Below are 22,907 nucleotides of genomic sequence, written 5' to 3' on the forward strand. Positions count from 1 at the left end.
ACACGGTTTTGGTTCCTTTTGCCAAGACAAAAGGGACCCGCCGTAAGGGCGGAAGGGGCCAACAGCGCCGCCGCATTAAATGGATAAGCTCACAGACTCAAATCCCAGCCCAGCCCAGCCCAGCCCAGCCCAGCCCAGCCCCAAGATCGTACCCCCGGAATTTCGTGAAGAACCAAAAAAAAAGCCCCGCATTAAGCGGGGCTCTTTTCGTAGCGAGGTAAGGCTGGCTTACATCATGCCGCCCATGCCGCCCATACCACCCATGCCGCCCATGTCTGGCATACCGCCGCCAGCAGAGGCTTCAACAGGAGCATCGGCAACCATGGCTTCAGTAGTGATCATCAGACCACCGATCGAAGCGGCAGCTTGCAGCGCCGAACGAGTTACCTTGGCTGGGTCCAGGATGCCCATTTCGATCATGTCGCCGTACTCACCGGTAGCAGCGTTGTAACCGAAGTTACCCGAACCTTGCTTGACCTTGTCGACAACTACGCTTGGCTCGTCGCCGGCGTTGGCAACGATCTGACGCAGTGGGGACTCAACAGCGCGACGCAGCAGTTGGATACCAACGTTCTGGTCTTCGTTGTCGCCTTTAAGGTCAGCAATGGCTTGCAGCGAGCGAACCAGCGCAACACCACCGCCAGGTACCACGCCTTCCTCAACGGCTGCACGGGTAGCGTGCAGGGCGTCTTCAACGCGGGCCTTCTTCTCTTTCATCTCAACTTCGGTGCCAGCACCGACCTTGATCACGGCAACACCGCCAGCCAGCTTGGCCAGACGCTCTTGCAGTTTTTCACGGTCGTAGTCCGAAGAGGTTTCTTCGATCTGGGCACGGATCTGCTTGACGCGTGCTTCGATGTCCGATTCCTGGCCAGCACCGTCGATGATGGTGGTGTTTTCCTTGGACAGGGTTACGCGCTTGGCGTTGCCCAGGTGCTCCAGGGTAGCCGATTCCAGGCTCAGGCCGATTTCTTCGGAAATCACGGTACCGCCAGTCAGGACGGCGATGTCCTGCAGCATGGCTTTGCGGCGGTCGCCGAAGCCTGGTGCCTTGACTGCAGCAACTTTGACGATGCCGCGCATGTTGTTGACTACCAGGGTAGCCAGCGCTTCGCCTTCAACGTCTTCAGCCACGATCAGCAGCGGACGGCCGGCCTTGGCAACAGCTTCCAGAACTGGCAGCAGTTCACGGATGTTGGAGATTTTCTTGTCAACCAGCAGCAGCAGAGGGCCATCCAGCTCGGCGACCATGGTGTCTGGCTTGTTGACGAAGTAAGGAGACAGATAGCCGCGGTCAAACTGCATGCCTTCAACGACAGACAGTTCGTTTTCCAGGCCCGAGCCTTCTTCAACGGTGATCACGCCTTCTTTACCGACTTTTTCCATGGCTTCGGCAATGATGTCGCCGATGGAGTTGTCGGAGTTGGCAGAGATGGTACCTACCTGAGCGATGGCCTTGGAGTCGGCGCAAGGCTTGGACAGGGTCTTCAGTTCTTTAACGATAGCGATGGTAGCTTTGTCGATACCGCGCTTGAGGTCCATCGGGTTCATGCCGGCAGCAACGGCTTTCAGGCCTTCGCTGACGATGGCTTGAGCCAGAACGGTGGCGGTGGTGGTGCCGTCACCAGCTTCGTCGTTGGCCTTGGAGGCAACGTCTTTGAGCAACTGGGCGCCCATGTTCTCGAAAGCGTCTTTGAGTTCGATTTCTTTGGCAACCGAAACACCGTCTTTGGTGATGGTTGGCGCGCCGAAGCTCTTGGCCAGAACAACGTTACGGCCTTTTGGGCCCAGGGTCGCTTTTACAGCGTCAGCCAGAACGTTGACACCAACGAGCATTTTCTTGCGGGCGGAGTCGCCGAATTTTACGTCTTTAGCAGCCATGATCGTTTAATCCTTGAATACTTTGGAGTAACGGGAAACCAGCGGAATCAGCCTTCGATAACAGCGAGAATTTCGTTCTCAGCCATTACCAGCAGGTCTTCGCCGTCAACTTTCACAGTGTTGCTGCCCGAGTAAGGGCCGAAAACCACCTTGTCACCCACTTTCACGGCCAGCGCACGCACTTCACCGTTGTCCAGGATGCGACCGGTACCTACAGCGACGATTTCGCCACGGTTAGGTTTTTCAGCGGCCGAACCTGGCAGAACGATACCGCCAGCGGTTTTCGATTCTTCTTCGCTGCGACGGATAACGACGCGGTCATGCAGAGGACGAAGCTTCATTGTCGATCTCTCCTAATTGTGGTTTTCATCGGCCGGTGTCGACACCGGCAGGTTGATGCTTGCGGCGTAGCCGCTCGTAGCTCGCAGTGCGAACCACCCATGTTATGTCCGGGGCAGATCCCCAGAAACCTTGCGGTAACCCCTACATGAGGTCGCCAAGATCAATTACAAGGCTTGTACATGAAATATTTTGCATTCCAAGCCTCTACAGCAGAACGGCCCCATCAGGGGCCGTTCGGACAAACGTTTGCAGGCTTACAAATCGCGTGGATCGCGGGGCTCACGAGAATCACGATGCTCGTACTCACCCTCGATCACATTCGGTTGACGCGGGTGCGCACCGGGGCCCGGACGGCTTACGAATGGCTCGTCACCAAAGGCACGCTGACGCATTGCCTGGGCTTCGGCGCGCTCACGCATCTTGCGCGCCAGCAGGCGGCGGGTAAACGGCAGCAGAAACACCAGGCCGATCACGTCGCTGATAAAACCAGGCAACAGCAGCAGGCCGCCGCCCAACGCGAGCATCAAACCGTGAAACATGTCTTCGGCTGGCAGTTCTCCGCGCTGCAGGCTCTCACGGGCACGCAGGGCGGTAGCAAGGCCTGCCACCCGCACGACCAGCACACCCAGGGCGGAGCCCGCGATAATCAGCAGCAGCGCCGGGAAGAAGCCGATCGCGGTGCTGACCTTGAAGAACACATACAGCTCCAGCACCGGAAAAATCAGAAACAGCAATAGAAAAGCACGCATCAACGGTTCCTCTGCGCAAGAAGTCCTTGCAGTTAACCTTTAATGGTTGCGAGCAACGGCTTTTTCAAGCCTCGGCGCGCTCACGGGCCGGCCATTGATCCGCGCGGGCCAGAAAAACCAGCGCTTCGCGCACTTGTATCGGCGTATTGCAAGGTACCGCGAACGGCAGCCAGTGTACGCCCTGTCCGATACGCAGGTGCATGCCTTCGCTGTCGATCCCGACCATCTGCGCTGGCGTTTCGCGCGGCAGGCCGCTGAGCTGGACGTAATGTTCTATGGCGCTGGCATGATCGCTGTTCATGTGCTCGATCATGCTCAGCTCGGCCTTGCCCGCAAATGGATTGGCCAGGCTCAGGTGATCCACCCAGTGAATGGCACCAAAGCCGCCGATGTAGCGGTGGCGCACTGGCTCGAGCACCCAGAAGTCAAAGTCATGGGCCTTGTGGTAGTTGGCCGATTCGGGGAAATAGCGATAGTAGCGCTCGGCAGCAGCTTCGACGGCCGCTGGATCTTCAATCCTGCGCGCTTGCGCCAGAACCGTCAGGCGGCCGACCGCTTGCACATCCTCGGCATCGCGCTCCCCCACCAGCAAGGAGCACTTGGGGTCTTTCTGCAGGTTATGGGTGTGTTGGGCAATGCGGCTGATCAGTATCAGCGGATTACCCTGTGCATCAAGGCAATACGGCACTACCGAACCGAAGGGAAAGCCAGGCATCGACTTGGAATGGGTCGAGAGGACGCCTCGGTATTCCTTGAGCAGCAATTCCCGGGCTTGTTGTGCGACTTTTGCGCTCACGGTGTAACTCCCGATTCGATAATGTTCTGAGGGCGGGCCGCAGGTGCGATGCGGTCCTTTGGATAACCGTCAAAATAATCATTATCGCCGGGAGTTGCCAGCAGACTTACCAGGCCACACCAAAGCCTGCGGTATAGCGGGTCTTGTCCAGGTCGCTGTCACGGGTACCACTGATGACGTCTTTCTCGGCCTTGAGGTTGAGCGACGCCCATTCGGTGACCTTGTAACGCAGGCCAACCTCGGCATCCAACGCATAGTTGGCCACGCCATCGAGCGGCTTGCCGACTTCGCCGTTGGTGAAGAACTCGACACGCTTGCCAATCAGGTAGCGGTTGTAGTCCCACTTCATGGCCAGGGAATAGAAGTTGTCCTTGCCGCCATCGGCATATTCATAGTCGGTGCGGTTGACCAGCGAGCCCAGGGAGAAAGCGCCCAACTCGTCATCCCAGAACTGGTAACCAGGGCCGGTACCCACGGTACGCTGGCGGGCCAGGTCTTCGATGTGATCACGCTTGTACTCCAGACGCCCCTGCCAGAACCACTTTTCGGTTATGAAGCGGTCGAGTGCGTATTCGGCGCTCCAGTTGTTGGTGGTGGTAACGTCGTCCTTGCTTTCGCGGTTGTATTCACCTTCCGCTTGATGACGCCAGCGGCCGTGGCGTGCGGTGGTCTTGAAGTCGATGTCGTAATCATCGCTATCGGACTCGGCCCGCTTGTAGTCCATGGCCAGGTCGACATTGCCCTTCCACGACAGATCCTCAAGCACAGGCTTGGGTTTCATGATCTGCTGAATACTGGCCAGTTCGACAGTCTTGGGCGCCTCACCATTGGCCAGGATCACCTTGCCATCTTCGGCAGCAGTCAACGACTTGGCTTTCTCGCCAGTGTAAGCATCCTGTTTGACCAGCAGTTCCTGATCGCTTTCCAGCGTCTTGACCTGTTTCCAGTCCAGGGCGATGGAGCCACCGTACTCGGTTTGCAGCAACAGCTTGCCACCATCAAAGACACTGATCTTGCCGCTGAGCCGGTCACCGTTTTTCATCCAGACGGTATCAGCGACCGCCGGCGAACAGGCGGCAACAACAGCGAGGGACAACAAGACTCTAGAAAACATAAGCAATAACGGGCTCTGATTGGCAAAAAGTCGGGCATTATCCAGATACCCGCCTATAGAGCAAGGACAGACCGACCTGATGCAGATGAGTTCAATTAGTGTTTGCCCGATAAGCGGGCCAGTTTCTGCGCCAATGCCTGTGAGGGCGCGATGAAGCAGCCCTCTGGTGATCCATCGGAAGATGCCCAGGCCCGACGAATGGCGCTCTACTTGGTGCTTGGGCAAGTGCCCGCGGGCAAGGTGGTCAGCTATGGACAACTTGCCGAATGGGCCGGCCTTGGTCGCGCCGCACGCTGGGTTGGGCGCACCTTGAGCCAATTGCCAGCCGATACCCAGTTGCCTTGGCACAGAGTCCTTGGCGCCGGAGGGCGCTTGAGCCTGGCACTGGGCACACCTTCTGGCGACGAACAACGCGCTCGGCTACGAGCAGAAGGCGTCACTCTGCACAATAATCGTGTGGATATGTTACGCCATGGCTGGCGCCCGATGGAGCACAGCGGTTAGAGTGCGCGCTTTGTTTTCGTAAACTTGAGGCAGATGTTGGCCCATGCCCCGTAAAACCTGGCGCGCTGCGCTCGCTGCCTATGCCAGCCCGTCTACCCTGGTGCTGTTGCTGCTCGGCTTTGCCGCCGGCTTGCCCTACATGCTGGTGTTTTCAACCCTATCGGTATGGCTGCGCGAGGCTGGGGTGGCCCGTGAAACCATTGGTTATGCCAGCCTGATTGGCTTGGCCTATGCCTTTAAATGGGTCTGGTCGCCGCTGCTCGACCAATGGCGCCTGCCCTTGCTCGGCAAGCTGGGCCGACGCCGCTCCTGGCTGGTGTTGTCACAGATCCTGGTGGTTATCGGCCTGGTAGGCATGGGTTTCTGTGATCCGCAAAAGCACTTGTCCTGGCTGATTGCCCTGGCCGTACTGGTCGCCTTCGCTTCTGCCACACAAGATATCGCTGTCGACGCCTATCGTCTGGAAATTGCTGACGATCAGCGCCAGGCTGCCCTGGCCGCCAGTTACATGGCCGGTTACCGGGTCGCAGCGTTGCTCGCCACGGCCGGTGCTTTGTTCTTTGCCGAAGGCTTTGGCTCAACCGGTTTCAGTTACCTGCACAGTGCCTGGACCGGAACTTACGTACTGTTCGGCGTACTCATGCTGCCCGCGGTGATCACCACCCTGCTGATGCGCGAGCCGCCCGTCCCGCTTCGCACCCAATTGTCGGCCGCCCGCTACGGGCTGGTGCACCAGTTGGTGTCAGTGTTCGTGCTGATCATTCTGTTGGTTTCGGTACCTGCAACCTTCACTCAGTTGTACAACACCGACTTCGCCAGCGTGCTGTTCGACGGTATGAGCATGCTCGATCTGCTGCTCGAAGACCGAGCCTTCCTGCGGGCGATCCTGTACATCACCTTGACCACGCTATGCCTGTCGTCCATGGGCCGCCGCGGCCTGGCCCCGGTACTGACGCCGGTCAATGACTTCATTCTTCGCTACCGTTGGCAGGCACTGCTGCTGCTCGGGCTGATCGCGACCTATCGGATGTCCGATACGGTGATGGGCGTGATGGCCAACGTTTTCTACATCGACCAGGGTTTCACCAAGGATCAGATTGCCAGTGTCAGCAAGATCTTCGGCCTGATCATGACGTTGGTCGGTGCCGGGATGGGCGGATTGCTGATTGTGCGTTTCGGCATTTTGCCGATTCTGTTCATTGGCGGCGTAGCGTCGGCGGCGACCAATATCCTGTTCCTGATGCTGGCTGACATGGGCCCCAACTTGCAGATGCTGGTGGTGACCATTTCCCTCGACAACTTCAGCTCAGGCTTGGCCACATCGGCTTTCGTTGCCTACCTGTCGAGCCTGACCAACCTGAAGTTCTCGGCCACCCAATATGCCCTGCTGAGCTCGATCATGCTGCTGTTGCCGCGCCTGATCGGCGGCTACTCCGGCGTTATGGTAGAGAAGTTCGGTTACCACGACTTCTTCCTGATCACCGCGCTGCTCGGTGTGCCCACCTTGATCCTGATCGCCCTGCACTGGCATCAGGAGCAAGGTCGCGGCAAACAGCTACCCGTCGACAGTACTGCGGCCGAACAACGCCCCTGACCGCCCCTGAGGCTGTTGCCGGGGTTACCCCGGCACAGCTTCGGAAGGTACGCTGGATGCGTTCAGAACGATCTTCAGCGGCCATAGCGCCAGCAACCCGGCCAGCCCGGCGGCCATGGCGAAACTCAGCAAGCTGGCACCAGCCCCCATCATCGCCAACAAGGCACCACCCACACCCAACAGAGCAATGGTGATCATCCCGAGCATTGCCGACACCAACCCTTTGCTCTGCTCGCTGGAAAAAAGCGTCATGCGGTACAACACCGCGTTGGCGATACCCAGGCCCAGGGCATACACCGACATGCCCGCTACCAGGGCGGCGACACTTGGCACCAGCCAGGTACCGAGCATCATCGCGAACAACCCCAACAGGAATGGCCAGAGCGCACCGCGAATCAAGGTAGTGAGTGCATAGCGATCGGCAATGCGATTGATCACCAGGTTGCCGAGAATCAGGCCACCGAACACAGGCAACTGCCACAAGGCGTAATGCAGGGTACTCAAGCCTTCATCGTGGATCAGCAGCACCGGCGAAAGTCCGATCCAGCCGATCAGTGGCAAGCCAATCAGTCCCAAGGCTGCGCTGCCAGCAACAAAACGTCGGTTGCCAAGCAGTTGGGCGTAACCGGCCAACAAGGTTTTCAGGTGAATCGGCTGGAACGCCAGGCGCGTACCATCGCTGCGTGCTACCCCCAAGGTCTCGGGCATGAACCGGTACAACGCCAGCCACGCCACTACAGCGCTGGCACCAAAGATGACGAACAACCAGCGCCAGGACACCCACTCCAGCAACAAGGTGCCCACCAAAGGCCCAAGTAACGGCGAGAGCAGCGCGATATTGGCCAACAAGGCCATCATCCGCACCGCGTCCGCCTCGCTGAATGCTTCGTTCAAGGCCGGGTAACTGACCGTCACCACGAAGCCCAGGCCAATCCCCTGCAACAGTCGCAGCAGGTTGAAAAACTCGATGCTCTGCACCCAGAAAGTAGCCAGGCACGTCGCACCAAAAATGGCACAACCAACCAGCAACATCGGCCTGCGGCCATAACGATCCGCCAGCGGGCCGATCAGCCATTGCAGCAGCACACCGCCGAGCAAGTACAAATTGAGTGCGTGAGGAATGAACGCCGGGCTGGCATTCAGATCACTGACCACAACCGGCATGGCTGGCATCACCACATCGCTGGCAACGTAGGTCAGCAACTCGAACAGCGCCAGGGTCATGGCGAACCAGAACGCTCGCAATGGGGTGATATGGATCAAGGGGGTAAGCATGATAAGACCGGACAAACAGAAGTAAGCCAGCCTATATGCCAGAAACACCGAAACGCAGAAAGCGCGAAGACGTGAACAAGTGTAATCCCGGGACCGGCCCGCTCCCACAGGGGATCCTGTGGCAGCGGGCCCGCCCCGCGATCGAGCCGCTGCTTACTGCACAGCCGCTTCCTGCACTACACGGATAACCCGCTGCGGAAAGGGAATGTCGATACCCTCTTCCTTCAGGCGGTCACGTGCATGCTCGTTGAGCATGAACATCACATCCCAGTAGTCAGCCGTGTTGACCCAAACCCGCAAAGACAAGGTGATCGAACTATCGCCTAGCAGCGAGACCACCGCCTGCGGAGCCGGATCCTGGTGGATACGTGGATCCTTGGCCAGGTCCAGCAGCACCTGACGAGCTTTTTGCAGATCGGCTTCGTAATCGACACCTACATCAAAGACCACCTTGCGGGTGGGCTGACGGTTGGTGTTGGTGATGATGCCGTTGGACAGGCTGCCGTTAGGCAGAATCACTGTCTTGTTGTCACCGGTACGCAGCACGGTGTGGAAAATCTGGATGCTGTCGACAGTACCGGCAACGCCCTGAGCCTCGATCCAGTCGCCCAGGCGGAATGGACGGAACAGCAGAATCAGCACGCCGCCGGCGAAGTTCGCCAGACTGCCTTGCAAGGCCAGACCGATAGCCAGACCCGCGGCACCGATCGCGGCGACGAACGAGGTGGTCTCGATGCCGATCATCGAGGCAACGCTGACCACCAGCAGAATTTTCAGAATGATGTTCGCCAGGCTGCTGATGAAGCCTTGCAGCGCCAGGTCGGCATTGCGCAGCGCCAGCAATTTGCCCAGGCGATAGGTCACCTTGTTGATCACCCACCAGCCAATGGCAAGGGTCAGCAGCGCCAGCAACAGGCGGCTACCGTACTCCATAATCAACGGAACCCACGTTTGCGACGTTTTAACCAGCTGATCGACTTCAGCACTCAAATCCATAATGTTCTCCTGATGCCGAGGGGGCAAAAGCTGTAAAAATCGCGCCGCAATCGTTTCAGCGGCAACAGGAACCTCGGACGCCAAAACAGCGCCAAGGTTCCAAGGCCGCGCAATCAGTCGCGGAAGTTGTTGAACTGCAGTGGCATGCCGAATTCCTTGGCCCGCAAAGCGGCGATGGCTTCCTGCAGGTCGTCACGCTTCTTGCCGGTCACACGTACCTGCTCACCCTGGATGGCCGCCTGGACCTTGAGCTTGGCATCCTTGATGTGGGCGACGATTTTCTTCGCCAGCTCCTTGTCGATACCTTCCTTGAGGGTGGCTTCCTGCTTCATCACCTTGCCCGACGCGTAGGCATCCTTCACTTCCAGGCACTGAACGTCGATCTTGCGCTTGACCAGGGCCAGCTTGAGGATCTCGATCATCGCTTCCAGCTGGAACTCGGCTTCTGCAGTCAGGGTGATGGCCAGATCCTTTTCCTTGAATTCGAAGCTACCCTTGCCCTTGAGGTCATAACGGCGATCCAGATCCTTGACCGCGTTTTCCACTGCGTTGGTGACTTCGTGTTTGTCCAGTTCCGATACCACGTCGAACGACGGCATACCTTCTCTCCAAAAAAATAAACGCACGCTCTCGGCTCTATTGAAAGAGGGCGATGGAGCGCGCAGGGTTTGACGGTTAAAATACCGGCTCATTATAACGGTTGCGAAACGCTGATGAGCAGCACCTGGCATATTCTCGGCGCCGGCAGTCTGGGCAGCCTCTGGGCGTGTCGACTGGCCCGTGCAGGCAAAGCGGTCCGCCTGATCCTACGTGATTGCGCACGTCTTGAAGCCTATCAAGCGACCGGGGGCCTGACCCTGATCGAAAAAGGCCAGGCGCAACTGCATGCAATCCCGGCGCAAACCGTGCAGGACGCCACGCCGATCCACCGACTGCTGGTCGCCTGCAAGGCCTATGATGCCGAACAGGCGGTCGCGCAACTGGCGCCCCGGCTGGTCCATGGCGCCGAACTGATCTTGTTGCAGAACGGCCTCGGCAGCCAGGATGCGGTCGCCAATCAGGCTCCGCACGCCCGCTGTATTTTCGCCTCAAGCACCGAAGGCGCCTTCCGCGAGGCGGACTGGCAGGTGAACTTCGCCGGTCACGGCTTCAACTGGCTGGGCGACCAGGCCAACCCACTGACGCCTGAATGGCTCGCTGACCTCGACGATGCGGAAATTCCCCACCAATGGACGCCAGACATCCTCACCCGCCTGTGGCGCAAGCTGGCGCTCAACTGCGCGATCAATCCGCTGACCGTGTTGCATGACTGCCGCAACGGCGGCCTACAGGAGCACCACTGTGAAGTGGCGACCCTCTGCGCCGAGCTCGCCGAACTGCTACGGTGTTGCGGCCAGACCGAAGCGGCGCAGGGCCTCAACGAGGAAGTGGAACGGGTGATCAAGGCGACCGCAGCCAACTACTCTTCCATGTACCAGGACGTGCGACAGGGCCGCCGTACCGAAATTCATTACTTGCTTGGTCACGCTTGCCGCGTTGCCAGCCGGCATCACCTTGAGCTGCCGCACCTGGAACGCCTCTACCGACGCCTGCTCGAACACTTGAGCGCACGTGGTTTGCCCTGCGACTGAGCACAGCGTTACCCTGCCCTTCACCTTCACACCGGGATCCCGCTCACACATGACATTGCGCGAACGCCTGGAAAACCTGCCGGTCGGGCAAAAATTGCTGGCCGCCCTACTGGTGCTGTTGATCACCATTTTGCTGGTGGCCAACCTGACTTTCATCAGTGCCGCCTACTGGATTTCCCAGGAAAGCATGGCTCCCCAGGCACTGCAGACCATCGGTCGCCTGGTGGCCAACCCGCAACTGGCCTCGCAAGCGGCTGATTCGCCCGAAAAAGCCCAGGCCCTGCTCAAGGAACTCGACAGCTATACCCCATTGCGTGCCGCAGCGGTGTACGGCAGCGACGGCAAGCTGCTGGCGCAACTGCAGCATGGCGAACTGTTGCCCCTGCCCACGCGCTTTCGGCATATCGAGAACTGGCGGCTCACCGAGTTTCGCAATACCCAGCTCACCAAGCTGACGCGTCCGGGGGCGCCTCCCGGCTACCTGTTGATGGTGGCTAGCAGCGAACTGCCCATGGCCTTCTACACCGGCATTCTTACCGCCAGCCTGGGGATCCTGGTGTTCAGTATCCTGCTGTGGATGATCATTGCCCGGCAAATCAAGCGCCTGATCACCCAGCCGATCAACTCGCTGGAACAACTGTCTCGTCAGGTGACCCGCGAAGAAAACTACTCCCTGCGCGCCCGGCGCGGCAATGACGACGAAATCGGCAGTCTGGCGGAGGCGTTCAACACCATGCTCTCGCGTATTGAGGCGCGCGAGCAGCAGCTCAAGCGGGCCCGCGACGAGTTCCAGGATGCCTACGACCAGGCTCAGGGCCTGGCCGAGGAAACCCGTCACACGAACCGCAAATTGGAGCTTGAGGTTCAGGTACGCAGCAAGATCGAGAAGAAGCTCACGGGTTTTCAGAACTACCTCAACAGCATCATCGACTCCATGCCCTCGGCACTGATCGCCCTCGACGAGCAGCTTTACGTCACCCAGTGGAACCAGGAAGCCAGTGCGCTTTCCGGAACGCCGTTGGACGAAGCGTTGAACCAGCCGATCTTCCTTGCCTTCGAGCCCCTCAAGCCGTTCCTGCCGCAGTTGAAGGAAAGCGTCGAGAAGCATCGGGTGGCGAAGATCGAACGAGTGACCTGGACCAGGGGCGAAGACGCTCGCCACTACGCGTTGACGTTCTATCCATTGATGGGCGGTGGTGGACGCGGCGTGGTGATCCGTATCGACGACATCACCCAGCGCCTGTCGCTTGAAGAAATGATGGTGCAGTCGGAGAAAATGCTCTCGGTCGGCGGCCTGGCCGCAGGCATGGCCCATGAGATCAACAATCCGCTGGGCGCAATTTTGCATAACGTTCAGAACATCCGCCGTCGCCTGTCGCCGGACCTGGCGAAAAACCAGGAGCAAGCGGGTGAAATCGGCATAGATCTGCCCGTGGTCAACCGCTACCTGGAGAGTCGTGAAGTACCGCAGTTGCTCGACGGCATTCAGCAGGCCGGGGCCCGCGCCGCCAAGATCGTCACCCACATGCTCAGTTTCAGTCGCCGCAGCAACCGACAACTGGCACCCTGCGACTTACCGGCCCTTATCGACCAGGCGGTAGAAATTGCTGGCAATGACTTCGACCTGACCATTGGCTTCGATTTCAAGGGACAAGCGATTGTCCGTCAGTTCGATCCCAATCTGGGCCCGGTACCCTGCACTGCCAACGAATTGGAACAAGTGCTGCTCAATCTTCTGAAAAACGCGGCCCAGGCCATCCACCTGCGCGAAGACGACAGCGAACCGGGACGGATCATCCTGCGCACGCGACTCAATCCCCCTTGGGCAGAGATCCAGGTCGAAGACAACGGTGTCGGCATGCCAGAGGCCGTGCGCAAACGGACCTTCGAGCCCTTTTTCACCACCAAGGAAATTGGTCAGGGCACGGGGCTGGGCTTGTCAGTGTCGTACTTCATCATCACCAACAATCACAAAGGCCAGATGGAGGTGCAATCCGCACCGGGTCAAGGCACCTGCTTTACCTTGCGCCTACCATTGGCTGGCAGTTTGCCGACAGTGGCCGAACCACACAAATTGGAGACATGAACATGGGTTTTCGGTTGTCGAAGATCTACACCCGTACCGGCGACAAGGGCGAAACAGGTCTCGGTGACGGCCGTCGGGTGCCCAAGGATCATCCCCGTATCGAGGCGATCGGCGAAGTCGACAGTCTTAACAGCCAACTCGGTGTGTTGCTCGCCGGACTGGCCGAACACGGGCTGGACGAAGTGACAGCGGTATTGGCCCCCTGCCAACACCGCTTGTTCGACCTGGGTGGCGAGTTGGCAATGCCCAGCTATCAGGCGCTCAATAGCGCAGAGGTCGAACGCCTGGAAGCGGCTATCGATCGCTGGAACGAAGAGCTGGGCCCACTGGAAAACTTCATTTTACCCAGCGGCTCGGCATTGATTGCCCAAGCCCATGTATGCCGCAGCCTGGCGCGTAGCGCCGAACGCCGCTGCCAACAGTTGAACAGCGTCGAACCGTTGGCCGGAGTTGGCCTGGCATACATCAATCGGTTGTCGGATTTGCTGTTTGTGGCGGCGCGCCTGATCGGGCGCCGCCAAGGTGTGGCCGAAGTGCTTTGGCAGGCAGCGGCGAAGCCCTGAGGGTTTCATCGCCGGCAAGACCTTGCCGGCGATGGCCGCACTGCAGCCCTGGGCTCAGACCTCAGGCCAGAACGCGCGAATTCCCGCTACCCCTTGGGCACCATGCAACCAGGCCTTCTCCCGCTCGGCAGCACCTACACCACCGAGCAGATACACAGGTTTATTGAAGCCTTGGATCAGTTGCTGTGCTTGTTCCCAGCCAAGCGGCAGGGCATCGGGATGCGTCTGGGTCGCCTGTACCGGTGACAAAGTGACGAAATCCACCCCCATCTGCTCGGCCAGCGCCATTTCCTCGGCGTTATGACAGGACGCTGCCAGCCAACGTTCCTGCGGAAACGGACGGCCTTTACTGGCGTACTTGCGCAGCTGTTCCGAAGTCAGGTGCCAGCCCGCAGCAGGGAAATCCCCCAGCCATTCCAACGGCCCCTTGAGCATCAGTTGCGCCTTGCCTGCACACAGGCCTACAGCATCGACGGCCACATCACGGTACTTGGGGTCGTACATATTCGGTGCACGCAACTGGACCAGTTTGATCCCGCCAGCGATGGCTTTCTGGATACCGCGCAACATCTGAGGTACTTCCAAGCCTTCCGGGGTGATGAGGTATTCAGCCGGCAAGCGTGCAGCAGCAACGATCGGCCGGTTGGCTTCAGGAAAATCGTACTGCGCCAATTCGCGAGCCGATACCCAAAGCAGGGGCTGCCCTTCAGCGCCATGGGGCTCACCGGTAAAACCAGTGACCTCCCAGACATCAAGCAGCACCTGCTTGTCGCTGTAGTCGTGGCTGACCTTGATCAGCGGACGTGCAGCGCTGACGACGATGCCCAGTTCCTCATTCAGCTCACGGGCCAGCGCCAGCTCGACAGCCTCGCCATCCTCCACCTTACCGCCTGGAAACTCCCACAAACCGCCTTGATGCTGGCTATCGGCGCGACGAGCGATAAGGATACGGCCGTCTGCACCGCGAATCACTGCCGCCGCTACATGTATACGTTTCAACCTTCACGCTCCGCCAGGCCAGCCTTTTGCCAGGCTTGGAAGGCCGGCCACTGGTAGATGGTTTCGATATAGCTTGCCGCTTCTGCCGGCACCTCGGCCCGGTAGGTGCGTAAACGCACGGCAATCGGGGCGAAGAAGGCATCGGCCAACGATGGCTGGCCAAACAGGAACGGGCCGCTCTCTTTGCTGGCAAGACGGCATTCAGACCAGAGTGCGACGATGCGATCGATGTCTACCTGAACCTCCAGCGGAACATTCTCCAGCGCTTCATCCCGGGACAGGTCGAAAGGCATGTTGCCACGCAGGGCGAAAAAGCCACTGTGCATCTGCGCGCAGGCCGACCGCGCCTGGGCACGGGCGCCAACGTCCGTCGGCCACAGATTGGCTTGCGGGTGACGCTCGGCCAAGTACTCGGCAATCGCCAGGGAGTCGGCGATGATGCCGTGCTCGCACTTGAGCAACGGGACCTTGGCGGTAGGGGAATACTCCAACAGACGCGTACGGGTGTCGGGCTGGTTGAGTTTGATCAGGGTTTCTTCATAGGTTGCGCCGGCCAGCTCAAGGGCCAGGGCGGCGCGCAGCGACCAGGAAGAGTACAGCTTGTCGCCGATGATCAGGTGGTAATTCATGTTCGGCTCCATCGAGGGGACTGTCGCGGAGCGAGCCCGCTCCCACGGTGGGAGCGGGCTTGACCCGCGATCAAGTCAAGTACGGTATTCGGCGTTGATCTTCACATACTCGTGGGACAGGTCGGTGGTCCAGATGGTTTCGCTGCACTGGCCACGGCCCAGTTCGATGCGAATGGTGATTTCTTCCTGGGCCATCACTGCAGAACCCTGCGCCTCAGTGTAGGTCGTGGCGCGACCACCTTTACTGGCAATGCATACATCACCCAGGTACACATCGATCAGGCTGACGTCCAGCTCCGGCACCCCGGCACGCCCCACGGCAGCAAGAATGCGGCCCCAGTTCGGATCGGAGGCGAACAACGCGGTCTTGATCAATGGCGAGTGCGCTACAGCGTAGCCCACATCCAGGCATTCCTGATGGTTGCCGCCGCCGTTGACCTGGACAGTCACGAACTTGGTAGCACCTTCGCCGTCACGGACGATGGCTTGAGCCACCTCCATGCACACTTCGAACACCGCCTTTTTCAGCGCCTCGAACAGCGGGCCACGGGCTTCGGTGACTTCGGCAACATCTGCCTTGCCGGTGGCAATCAACATGCAGCAATCGTTGGTCGAGGTATCGCCATCGATGGTGATGCGGTTGAACGACTTGTTAGCGCCATCGAGCATCAGATCCTTGAGCACCTGGGGCGCGACCTTGGCATCGGTGGCGATGTAACCGAGCATGGTGGCCATGTTCGGTCGAATCATCCCGGCGCCTTTGCTGATACCGGTTACGGTGATGGTTACACCGTCGTGCTGGAACTGGCGGCTGGCACCCTTAGGCAAGGTGTCAGTGGTCATGATGCCTGTGGCGGCTTCAGCCCAGTTGTTTTCCGACAGATCATCCAGGGCAGCCTGCAGGGCGCCTTCGATTTTCTCGACCGGCAGCGGTTCACCGATGACACCTGTAGAAAACGGCAACACCGCGCTGGCATCGACACCGGTCAGCTCAGCCAGCTTGGCGCACGTACGCTCGGCGGCGGCCAGGCCCGGCGCGCCGGTACCGGCGTTGGCATTGCCGGTGTTGGTCAGTAGGTAGCGCACGCTGCCTTGCACGCGCTGCTTGGCCAGGATAACGGGTGCGGCACAAAAGGCGTTGAGGGTGAACACCCCTGCCACGCTGGAACCTTCGGCGCAGCGCATGACCACGACGTCCTTGCGCCCCGGGCGCTTGATACCTGCAGAGGCGATACCCAGTTCAAAGCCTGGAACCGGGTGCAACGTTGGCAAAGGACCAAGACCAACAGCCATGTAAGCGCTCCTAGAAAAAGTACACCGGGCCAGATGCCGGTGCTTGAGATGGAACAACGCCGCGACGGCAAGGTACCAGTCGCGGCGTAGTGTTCGTGAATCAGCAGACTGCCGGGTAGAAGACTTTAGTTGATCTGGCCGTGGCAGTGCTTGAACTTCTTGCCCGAACCACACCAGCACAGCTCGTTGCGACCCAACTTCTGATCGTTACGCACCGGAGCCGCGGCGACGGCGACTTCAGCGCCCTCCTCCTGCTCCTCGGCTTGCTCCAGGCCAGGGGCTGCAGCGTGCTGGAACTGCATCCGCGCGGCCAGTTCTTCTGCCTCGCGACGCAGGCGAGCTTCTTCTTCGGCGGGATCTTCGCGGCGTACCTGAACGTGCGAGAGCACGCGGATAGTGTCGCGCTTGATCGACTCGAGCAGTTCCTGGAACAGGTTGAACGACTCGCGCTTGTACTCCTGCTTCGGGTTCTTCTGCGCATAACCACGCAGGTGAATACCGTGACGCAGGTGATCCATGGTCGACAGGTGGTCTTTCCACAGGTCGTCCAGGACACGCAACAGAATCTGCTTCTCGAAGGTACGCAAGGCTTCGGCGCTTGCCTGCTCTTCCTTCTCGTTGTACGCCGCCATCAGCTCGTTCATGAGCTTCTCGCGCAGGGTTTCTTCGTACAGGTGATCGTCTTCGTCGAGCCATTGCTGGATCGGTAGCTTCACCCCGAAATCGCTGGCCAACGCCGCTTCCAGGCCTGCCACGTCCCACTGCTCTGGCAGCGATTGCGGCGGGATGTGCTGGGCAACGGTAGCGTCGAGCACTTCCTGACGGAAGTCAGCGATGGTGTCACCGATATTGTCAGCTGCCAGCAGGCTGTTACGCATGTGGTAGATAACTTTACGTTGCTCGTTGGCCACATCGTCGAATTCAAGCAGTTGCTTACGAATGTCGAAGTTGCGGCCCTCGACCTTGCGCTGGGCTTTTTCGATGGCATTGGTAACCATGCGATGCTCGATGGCCTCGCCCGATTGCATGCCCAGGGCCTTCATGAAGTTCTTCACCCGATCAGAAGCGAAGATGCGCATCAGGCTGTCTTCCAGCGACAGGTAGAAACGGCTGGAACCCGGGTCACCCTGACGGCCGGCACGACCACGCAGTTGGTTGTCGATACGACGGGACTCGTGACGCTCGGAAGCGATCACATGTAGGCCACCCGACTCGATCACCTGCTGGTGACGCTTCTGCCAGTCGGCCTTGACCTGTGCGATCTGCTCCGGCGTCGGGTTCTCCATTGCTGCGACTTCCACTTCCCAGTTACCGCCCAGGAGGATGTCGGTACCACGACCAGCCATGTTGGTCGCGATAGTCAGTGCACCCGGGCGACCGGCCTGGGCGATGATCTCGGCTTCTTTCTCGTGGTACTTGGCGTTCAGTACCTTGTGATCGATGCCTTCCTTCTGGAGCAGGTTGGACATGTGCTCGGAAGTTTCGATGGTAGCAGTACCTACCAGCACCGGGCGCCCCTGGGCCATGCTTTCCTTGATGTCGGCAATGATTGCGGCGTACTTCTCTTCCGCAGTCAGGTACACCAGGTCGTTGTAGTCCTTACGCGCCAACGGCTTGTTCGGCGGAATGACCATCACGTTGAGGTTGTAGATCTGGGCGAACTCGAAGGCCTCGGTATCAGCTGTACCGGTCATACCGGACAACTTGTTGTAGAGACGGAAGTAGTTCTGGAAGGTGGTCGAAGCCAGGGTCTGGCTTTCCGCCTGAATGTTCAGGTTTTCCTTCGCTTCGATCGCCTGGTGCAGGCCTTCGGACAAGCGACGACCCGGCATGGTACGACCGGTGTGCTCGTCGATCAGCAGGATCTGGCCGTCCTGGACGATGTACTCGACGTTGCGATGGAACAACTTGTGTGCGCGCAGGCCGGCATAGACATGCGTCAACAGGCCCAGGTTGTGCGCCGAGTAGAGGCTCTCGCCTTCGGCCAGTAGACCGACTTGAGCGAGCATCTCTTCGATGAACTGGTGGCCCGCTTCGTTGAGTTCAACCTGACGGCTCTTCTCATCGATCTTGTAATGGCCTTCCTGGGTAACTTCGCCCTCGACTTCCTCGATGTGCTGCTTGAGGCGCGGGATCAGCTTGTTGATTTCGACGTACATCTTGGAGCTGTCTTCGGCCTGGCCGGAGATGATCAGCGGGGTCCGCGCTTCGTCGATCAGGATGGAGTCGACTTCGTCGATCACGGCGAAATTCAGCTCGCGCTGGAATTTCTCTTCCATGCTGAACGCCATGTTGTCGCGCAGGTAGTCGAAACCGAATTCGTTGTTGGTGCCGTAAGTGATATCGGCAGCATAGGCAGCGCGCTTCTCTTCCGGCGGCTGGAACGGCGTGACGACGCCAACAGTCAGACCGAGGAATTCATACAGTGGGCGCATCCAGTTGGCGTCACGGCGTGCCAGGTAGTCGTTGACCGTAACCACGTGCACGCCCTTGCCGGACAATGCGTTGAGGTATACGCCCAGGGTTGCGACCAAGGTCTTGCCTTCACCGGTACGCATTTCTGCGATAGTGCCTTCGTGCAAAGCCATGCCGCCGATCAGTTGGACATCGAAGTGGCGCATGCCCATGACCCGCTTGCCGGCCTCACGCGCGACAGCGAAGGCCTCTGGCAGCAATTGGTCCAGGGTCTCGCCTTTGGCCAGGCGCTCTTTGAACTCTGCGGTTTTTCCGCGCAGTTGTTCGTCGGAGAGGGCCACCATCTTCTCTTCGAAGGCATTGACGGACTGCACCGCCTTGAGCAGGCGCTTGACCTCACGCTCGTTCTTGCTTCCAAAAAGTTTTTTTAACAAAGGCGCAAACATATCGACAGGATCTTCCACACATAGGGATGGAGGGCGGCCCCGTGAGTCGCCCGTGCAGCCCTTATGGCCGCATGCGAACGAGCATTCTACCCGGAAACGACGGTGAGGAAAGTGGCGGATTTCCACAATGCTGGCACAGCGCTTTGACGGGGCTTTTTTACAATAAGGCCTTTTTTCACAACTTCAACCCATCAGCCACATGAAGTTTTTGTCGCAGGCACCCGGTCAAGGCGCACGTCGGGGGATCTGATAAGATGCCGGTACTGTAACTTCAGGTGTCCCTTCATGGCTTTTCGTCCCCTGCCGGCCCGCGCGCCCGCCGTTTTACTACGCGAAGCCCGGCCACTCAAAGCCTTGTTCAACCAGGCCCAGCGCCTGGCGCACTTGCAGCAACTGCTAGACAGCCAGCTGCAGCCCGCTGCGCGCGAACATTGCCATATCGCTTCATGGCGCGAAGGTACGCTGCTGCTGATCGTTACCGATGGCCATTGGGCCACTCGCTTGCGCTACCAGCAAAAGCGCTTGCAACGCCAGTTACAGACGCTCGATGTATTCGCTAGCCTGACGCGGATAGTGTTCAAGGTTCAGCCGCCGACCACCCAGAGCCGGGCAGCCACGCACACGGCCGATCTTTCCACGCGCGCCGCCGAAAGCATTCAAGCCACCGCTGACGGCATCAGTGATCCAAAGCTGCGCGCAGCCCTGGAGCGCCTGGCCAGCCATGCGCGGGACAAGGACGCCTGAGGCACGGCGCAGGAGCAGGATGACCCGCAATAATAAAAAAGGTTCTTCACGAAATCCCGGGGAGTATGATCTTGGGGCTGGGCTTTGAGGCTGCGAGCTTATCCATTCAATGCGGCGCCGCTGTTGGCCCCTTCCGCCCTTACGGCGGGTCCCTTTTGTCTTGGCAAAAGGAACCAAAACCGTGTGTCCCTGCATCCGGCCCTGCGCTGCGCTCCGGGTCCCTTCGCTCCGGCATTGCTCCCGTCGGGACCGCACCGAAGGGCCGTCCTGGCCCTACGGTGCTCGCAGGCCATCCATGGCCTGCACCCGACTACGCAATACCTCCACTCAGCCTACTGAAGGGACGATCCAGGTGTCTGAACTGGCGATGTACGAAACGCCAGATCAAAAGCAAAAGCTGCACACCAGCACCTCGCTGTTGCCGTTGCCGTTGCTGTGCTTCTACCCACGCCACCCCATCAAACGGATATGCCCATCGCCACTTGAGCCACATTCCGGAACTTGCCCGCGGTAGAAGGGCATAGTTCCCGGAATCCCGTGAAGAGCAATAAAAAAGGCCACCCGAAGGTGGCCTGATTCACTAGAGAGAGTGTTCGAACTTACACTGCCGCAACTGGACGCATGTAAGAGATCGGTGCCGTACTGGCATCTTCGAAGGTCACCACTTCCCAGGCATCTGTTTCCTCGATCAGCTTGCGCAGCAGCTGGTTGTTCAGCGCGTGTCCGGACTTGTAGCCCTTGAACTCGCCGATCAGGCTGTTGCCCAGCAGGTAGAGGTCGCCGATGGCGTCGAGGATCTTGTGCTTGACGAATTCGTCTTCATAACGAAGGCCGTCTTCATTGAGCACGCCGTCCTTGTCGACCACGATGGCATTTTCCACACTGCCGCCGAGCGCGAGGTTGTGCTTGCGCAGGTACTCGATATCGCTCATGAACCCGAAGGTCCGGGCGCGACTGACTTCCTTCACGAATGAGGTGCTGGAAAAGTCCACGCTGGCACTTTGAGTTCTGTTACGGAACACCGGGTGATCGAAATCGATCTCGAAACTCACTTTGAATCCGTCGAATGGCAGGAAAGTGGCGCGTTTGTCGCCGTCTTCCACTGTTACTTCGCGCAGGATACGAATGAATTTCTTGGCTGCGTCCTGTTCTTCCAGGCCGGCAGATTGAATCAGGAATACAAAGGGTCCAGCGCTACCGTCCATAATCGGCACTTCGGACGCGGAGAGCTCGACGTAGGCGTTATCGATGCCCAGGCCAGCCATGGCCGAGAGCAAGTGCTCAACCGTGTCTACCTTGGTATCACCGTTTACCAATGTCGTGGACATTGTGGTCTCGCCGACATTCGCCGCGCGGGCAGGAATTTCCACCACGGGGTCGAGATCGGCACGGCGAAATACGATGCCGGTATCCACAGGAGCAGGTTTGAGGGTCAGGTAAACCTTTTCCCCAGAGTGCAGGCCGACACCTGTGGCACGGATAATATTCTTCAGGGTGCGTTGTTTAATCATGGCATTGGCCGCTTCAGCGCAAATTGCGAACTGGTATCAACAAAGGCTGAGGATAATACCAGACCCGGCCTTTGCTGAATACCAATCACCCTTATACCCCTGATAAATTTCATTAATCAGCCTGACGACGCAGGAAAGCTGGAATATCCAGGTAATCCAGATCGTCTTGCGGATTGAGCTTGGCAGCAGCGGCTGCACCGGCATGCGCCTGGTTGCGCATCACGGTCGGGCGCTCCAGGTCACGGTAGTTGACCGACGATTGTTCCTGACGAACCGGCGCCGGAGCAGCAGTCTGCATGGCAGCGGTTTGCAGGGTATTGTCGATGACCTTGACCGGCTTCTCGATTTTCGCACCCAGCCCCGTGGCGACCACGGTTACGTGCAGCTCATCGCGCATGTCCGGATCGATAACTGTACCGACCTTGACCATGGCGTGATCGGAAGCGAAGGCTTCGATGATGCTACCAACGTCCGAGTATTCACCCAACGACAGGTCAGGACCTGCAGTGATGTTGACCAGGATGCCGCGAGCGCCCTGCAGGTTGACGTCTTCGAGCAGCGGGTTGCGGATGGCCGCTTCCGTCGCTTCACGCGCACGGTTAGGACCGCTGGCGCAGCCAGTGCCCATCATCGCCATGCCCATTTCGCTCATCACGGTACGGACGTCAGCGAAGTCGACGTTGATCATGCCTGGGCGCTTGATGATGTCGGAGATACCGCGAACGGCACCCGCCAGTACGTCGTCAGCCTTGGCAAAAGCGGACAGCAGGCTTGCGTCCTTGCCCAGGATGGTCAGCAGCTTCTCGTTCGGAATGGTGATCAGCGAGTCAACGCTGTCTGCCAGTGCACGGATGCCTTCATCGGCAATCTGCATGCGCTTGCGGCCTTCGAACGGGAACGGACGGGTCACCACCGCAACGGTGAGAATACCCAGTTCCTTGGCCACTTCGGCGATGATCGGCGCAGCACCGGTACCGGTACCGCCGCCCATGCCAGTGGTGATGAACACCATGTTGGTGCCCTGCAGTACTTCGGCGATGCGCTCACGGTCTTCCAGCGCGGCCTGACGACCGACTTCCGGATTAGCACCAGCACCAAGTCCCTTGGTGACACCAGTACCCAGTTGCAAAATGGTGCGCGCGCCGATGTTTTTCAGCGCTTGAGCATCAGTGTTGGCGCAGATGAACTCAACGCCTTCGATGCTGCTCTTGACCATGTGATTGACGGCGTTGCCACCGCCGCCACCGACACCGATCACTTTGATGACCGGGCTTTGCGGGACGTTGTCTACGAGCTCGAACATTTTCCCTCTCCTTACAGTTCTCTAGTTTTTGCGCCT

The 22,907-nt window shown here is 59.1% G+C and carries 20 protein-coding genes; 6 read left to right on the top strand and 14 right to left on the bottom strand.

The annotated features are described in order from the left end of the window. Window positions 1-228: 228 nt before the first annotated feature. The 5 genes from groL to V0R60_RS16155 form a co-directional block, all read right to left on the bottom strand. Window positions 229-1,881 carry a chaperonin GroEL gene (gene groL, locus V0R60_RS16135; protein WP_136474711.1) on the bottom strand — a complete coding sequence of 551 codons (1,653 nt, stop codon included), beginning with the start codon at window positions 1,879-1,881 and terminating at the stop codon, window positions 229-231. A 47-nt stretch (window positions 1,882-1,928) separates the two neighbouring features. Next, window positions 1,929-2,222 carry a co-chaperone GroES gene (locus V0R60_RS16140; RefSeq protein WP_009050540.1) on the bottom strand — a complete coding sequence of 98 codons (294 nt, stop codon included), beginning with the start codon at window positions 2,220-2,222 and terminating at the stop codon, window positions 1,929-1,931. Between the two features lie 255 nt (window positions 2,223-2,477). Then, a complete protein-coding gene (locus V0R60_RS16145) occupies window positions 2,478-2,972 on the bottom strand; it encodes an FxsA family protein (RefSeq protein ID WP_136474710.1) in 495 nt (164 codons plus the stop codon). 64 nt (window positions 2,973-3,036) lie between these two features. After that, window positions 3,037-3,768, bottom strand: a complete 732-nt coding sequence (locus tag V0R60_RS16150; RefSeq protein WP_136474709.1) for a HugZ family pyridoxamine 5'-phosphate oxidase — start codon at window positions 3,766-3,768, stop codon at window positions 3,037-3,039. A gap of 106 nt (window positions 3,769-3,874) precedes the next feature. Then, window positions 3,875-4,882, bottom strand: a complete 1,008-nt coding sequence (locus V0R60_RS16155) for a DUF481 domain-containing protein (RefSeq protein ID WP_136474708.1) — start codon at window positions 4,880-4,882, stop codon at window positions 3,875-3,877. A 150-nt stretch (window positions 4,883-5,032) separates the two neighbouring features. Here V0R60_RS16155 and V0R60_RS16160 point away from each other — a divergent pair, with 150 nt between their 5' ends. Both V0R60_RS16160 and V0R60_RS16165 read left to right on the top strand, forming a co-directional pair. Then, on the top strand, window positions 5,033-5,386 hold the full coding sequence (locus tag V0R60_RS16160; protein WP_330080132.1) for an MGMT family protein: 354 nt from the start codon (window positions 5,033-5,035) through the stop codon (window positions 5,384-5,386). Between the two features lie 43 nt (window positions 5,387-5,429). Then, entirely contained in the window at window positions 5,430-6,980 is a 1,551-nt protein-coding gene (locus tag V0R60_RS16165; RefSeq protein WP_136474706.1) for an AmpG family muropeptide MFS transporter, read from the top strand. A 24-nt stretch (window positions 6,981-7,004) separates the two neighbouring features. On the opposite strand, the gene V0R60_RS16170 is transcribed toward V0R60_RS16165, so the two are convergent. The 3 genes from V0R60_RS16170 to V0R60_RS16180 form a co-directional block, all read right to left on the bottom strand. Continuing rightward, window positions 7,005-8,255: an MFS transporter gene (locus tag V0R60_RS16170; protein ID WP_330080131.1), complete on the bottom strand. Its 1,251-nt coding sequence runs from the start codon at window positions 8,253-8,255 to the stop codon at window positions 7,005-7,007. A 153-nt stretch (window positions 8,256-8,408) separates the two neighbouring features. Beyond that, window positions 8,409-9,188 (bottom strand): mechanosensitive ion channel family protein, encoded by a 780-nt coding sequence (locus tag V0R60_RS16175; protein ID WP_375547283.1) that lies wholly within the window; start codon window positions 9,186-9,188, stop codon window positions 8,409-8,411. A 176-nt stretch (window positions 9,189-9,364) separates the two neighbouring features. Then, window positions 9,365-9,850 (bottom strand): YajQ family cyclic di-GMP-binding protein, encoded by a 486-nt coding sequence (locus V0R60_RS16180; RefSeq protein ID WP_136474703.1) that lies wholly within the window; start codon window positions 9,848-9,850, stop codon window positions 9,365-9,367. Between the two features lie 114 nt (window positions 9,851-9,964). Between V0R60_RS16180 and V0R60_RS16185 the strand changes: the two genes are divergently transcribed. From V0R60_RS16185 to V0R60_RS16195, 3 genes are read left to right on the top strand one after another with little or no spacing between them, the layout of a single operon-like run. Next, window positions 9,965-10,882, top strand: a complete 918-nt coding sequence (locus V0R60_RS16185) for a putative 2-dehydropantoate 2-reductase (protein ID WP_330080129.1) — start codon at window positions 9,965-9,967, stop codon at window positions 10,880-10,882. A 49-nt stretch (window positions 10,883-10,931) separates the two neighbouring features. Then, window positions 10,932-12,968, top strand: coding sequence for an ATP-binding protein (locus V0R60_RS16190; protein WP_330080128.1), 2,037 nt, complete (start codon window positions 10,932-10,934; stop codon window positions 12,966-12,968). 2 nt (window positions 12,969-12,970) lie between these two features. Continuing rightward, on the top strand, window positions 12,971-13,531 hold the full coding sequence (locus V0R60_RS16195) for a cob(I)yrinic acid a,c-diamide adenosyltransferase (RefSeq protein WP_136474700.1): 561 nt from the start codon (window positions 12,971-12,973) through the stop codon (window positions 13,529-13,531). Window positions 13,532-13,585: 54 nt separating this feature from the next. Here the strand turns inward: V0R60_RS16195 and V0R60_RS16200 are convergent, their stop codons facing one another. The 4 genes from V0R60_RS16200 to secA all read right to left on the bottom strand — a co-directional run bounded on the left by V0R60_RS16200 (window position 13,586) and on the right by secA (window position 19,313). Next, window positions 13,586-14,530: a Nudix family hydrolase gene (locus V0R60_RS16200; protein ID WP_330080127.1), complete on the bottom strand. Its 945-nt coding sequence runs from the start codon at window positions 14,528-14,530 to the stop codon at window positions 13,586-13,588. Beyond that, window positions 14,527-15,159 (bottom strand): glutathione S-transferase, encoded by a 633-nt coding sequence (locus V0R60_RS16205; RefSeq protein ID WP_330080126.1) that lies wholly within the window; start codon window positions 15,157-15,159, stop codon window positions 14,527-14,529. Before V0R60_RS16205 ends, V0R60_RS16200 begins: the two co-directional genes overlap by 4 nt. Before the next feature lie 75 nt (window positions 15,160-15,234). Beyond that, window positions 15,235-16,452: a bifunctional glutamate N-acetyltransferase/amino-acid acetyltransferase ArgJ gene (gene argJ, locus V0R60_RS16210; RefSeq protein ID WP_330080125.1), complete on the bottom strand. Its 1,218-nt coding sequence runs from the start codon at window positions 16,450-16,452 to the stop codon at window positions 15,235-15,237. 125 nt (window positions 16,453-16,577) lie between these two features. After that, window positions 16,578-19,313 carry a preprotein translocase subunit SecA gene (gene secA / locus V0R60_RS16215; protein ID WP_136474696.1) on the bottom strand — a complete coding sequence of 912 codons (2,736 nt, stop codon included), beginning with the start codon at window positions 19,311-19,313 and terminating at the stop codon, window positions 16,578-16,580. Between the two features lie 285 nt (window positions 19,314-19,598). Here secA and V0R60_RS16220 point away from each other — a divergent pair, with 285 nt between their 5' ends. Next, on the top strand, window positions 19,599-20,057 hold the full coding sequence (locus tag V0R60_RS16220; protein WP_330080124.1) for a DciA family protein: 459 nt from the start codon (window positions 19,599-19,601) through the stop codon (window positions 20,055-20,057). A gap of 599 nt (window positions 20,058-20,656) precedes the next feature. On the opposite strand, the gene lpxC is transcribed toward V0R60_RS16220, so the two are convergent. Together lpxC and ftsZ are read right to left on the bottom strand one after the other, a co-directional pair. Next, window positions 20,657-21,568, bottom strand: coding sequence for a UDP-3-O-acyl-N-acetylglucosamine deacetylase (gene lpxC, locus V0R60_RS16225; protein WP_028943297.1), 912 nt, complete (start codon window positions 21,566-21,568; stop codon window positions 20,657-20,659). A gap of 112 nt (window positions 21,569-21,680) precedes the next feature. After that, window positions 21,681-22,871: a cell division protein FtsZ gene (gene ftsZ, locus V0R60_RS16230; protein WP_136474694.1), complete on the bottom strand. Its 1,191-nt coding sequence runs from the start codon at window positions 22,869-22,871 to the stop codon at window positions 21,681-21,683. Window positions 22,872-22,907: the final 36 nt, after the last annotated feature.

The sequence above is a fragment of the Pseudomonas auratipiscis genome (genome assembly GCF_036324085.1).
Taxonomy (GTDB): Bacteria; Pseudomonadota; Gammaproteobacteria; order Pseudomonadales; family Pseudomonadaceae; genus Aquipseudomonas; species Aquipseudomonas auratipiscis.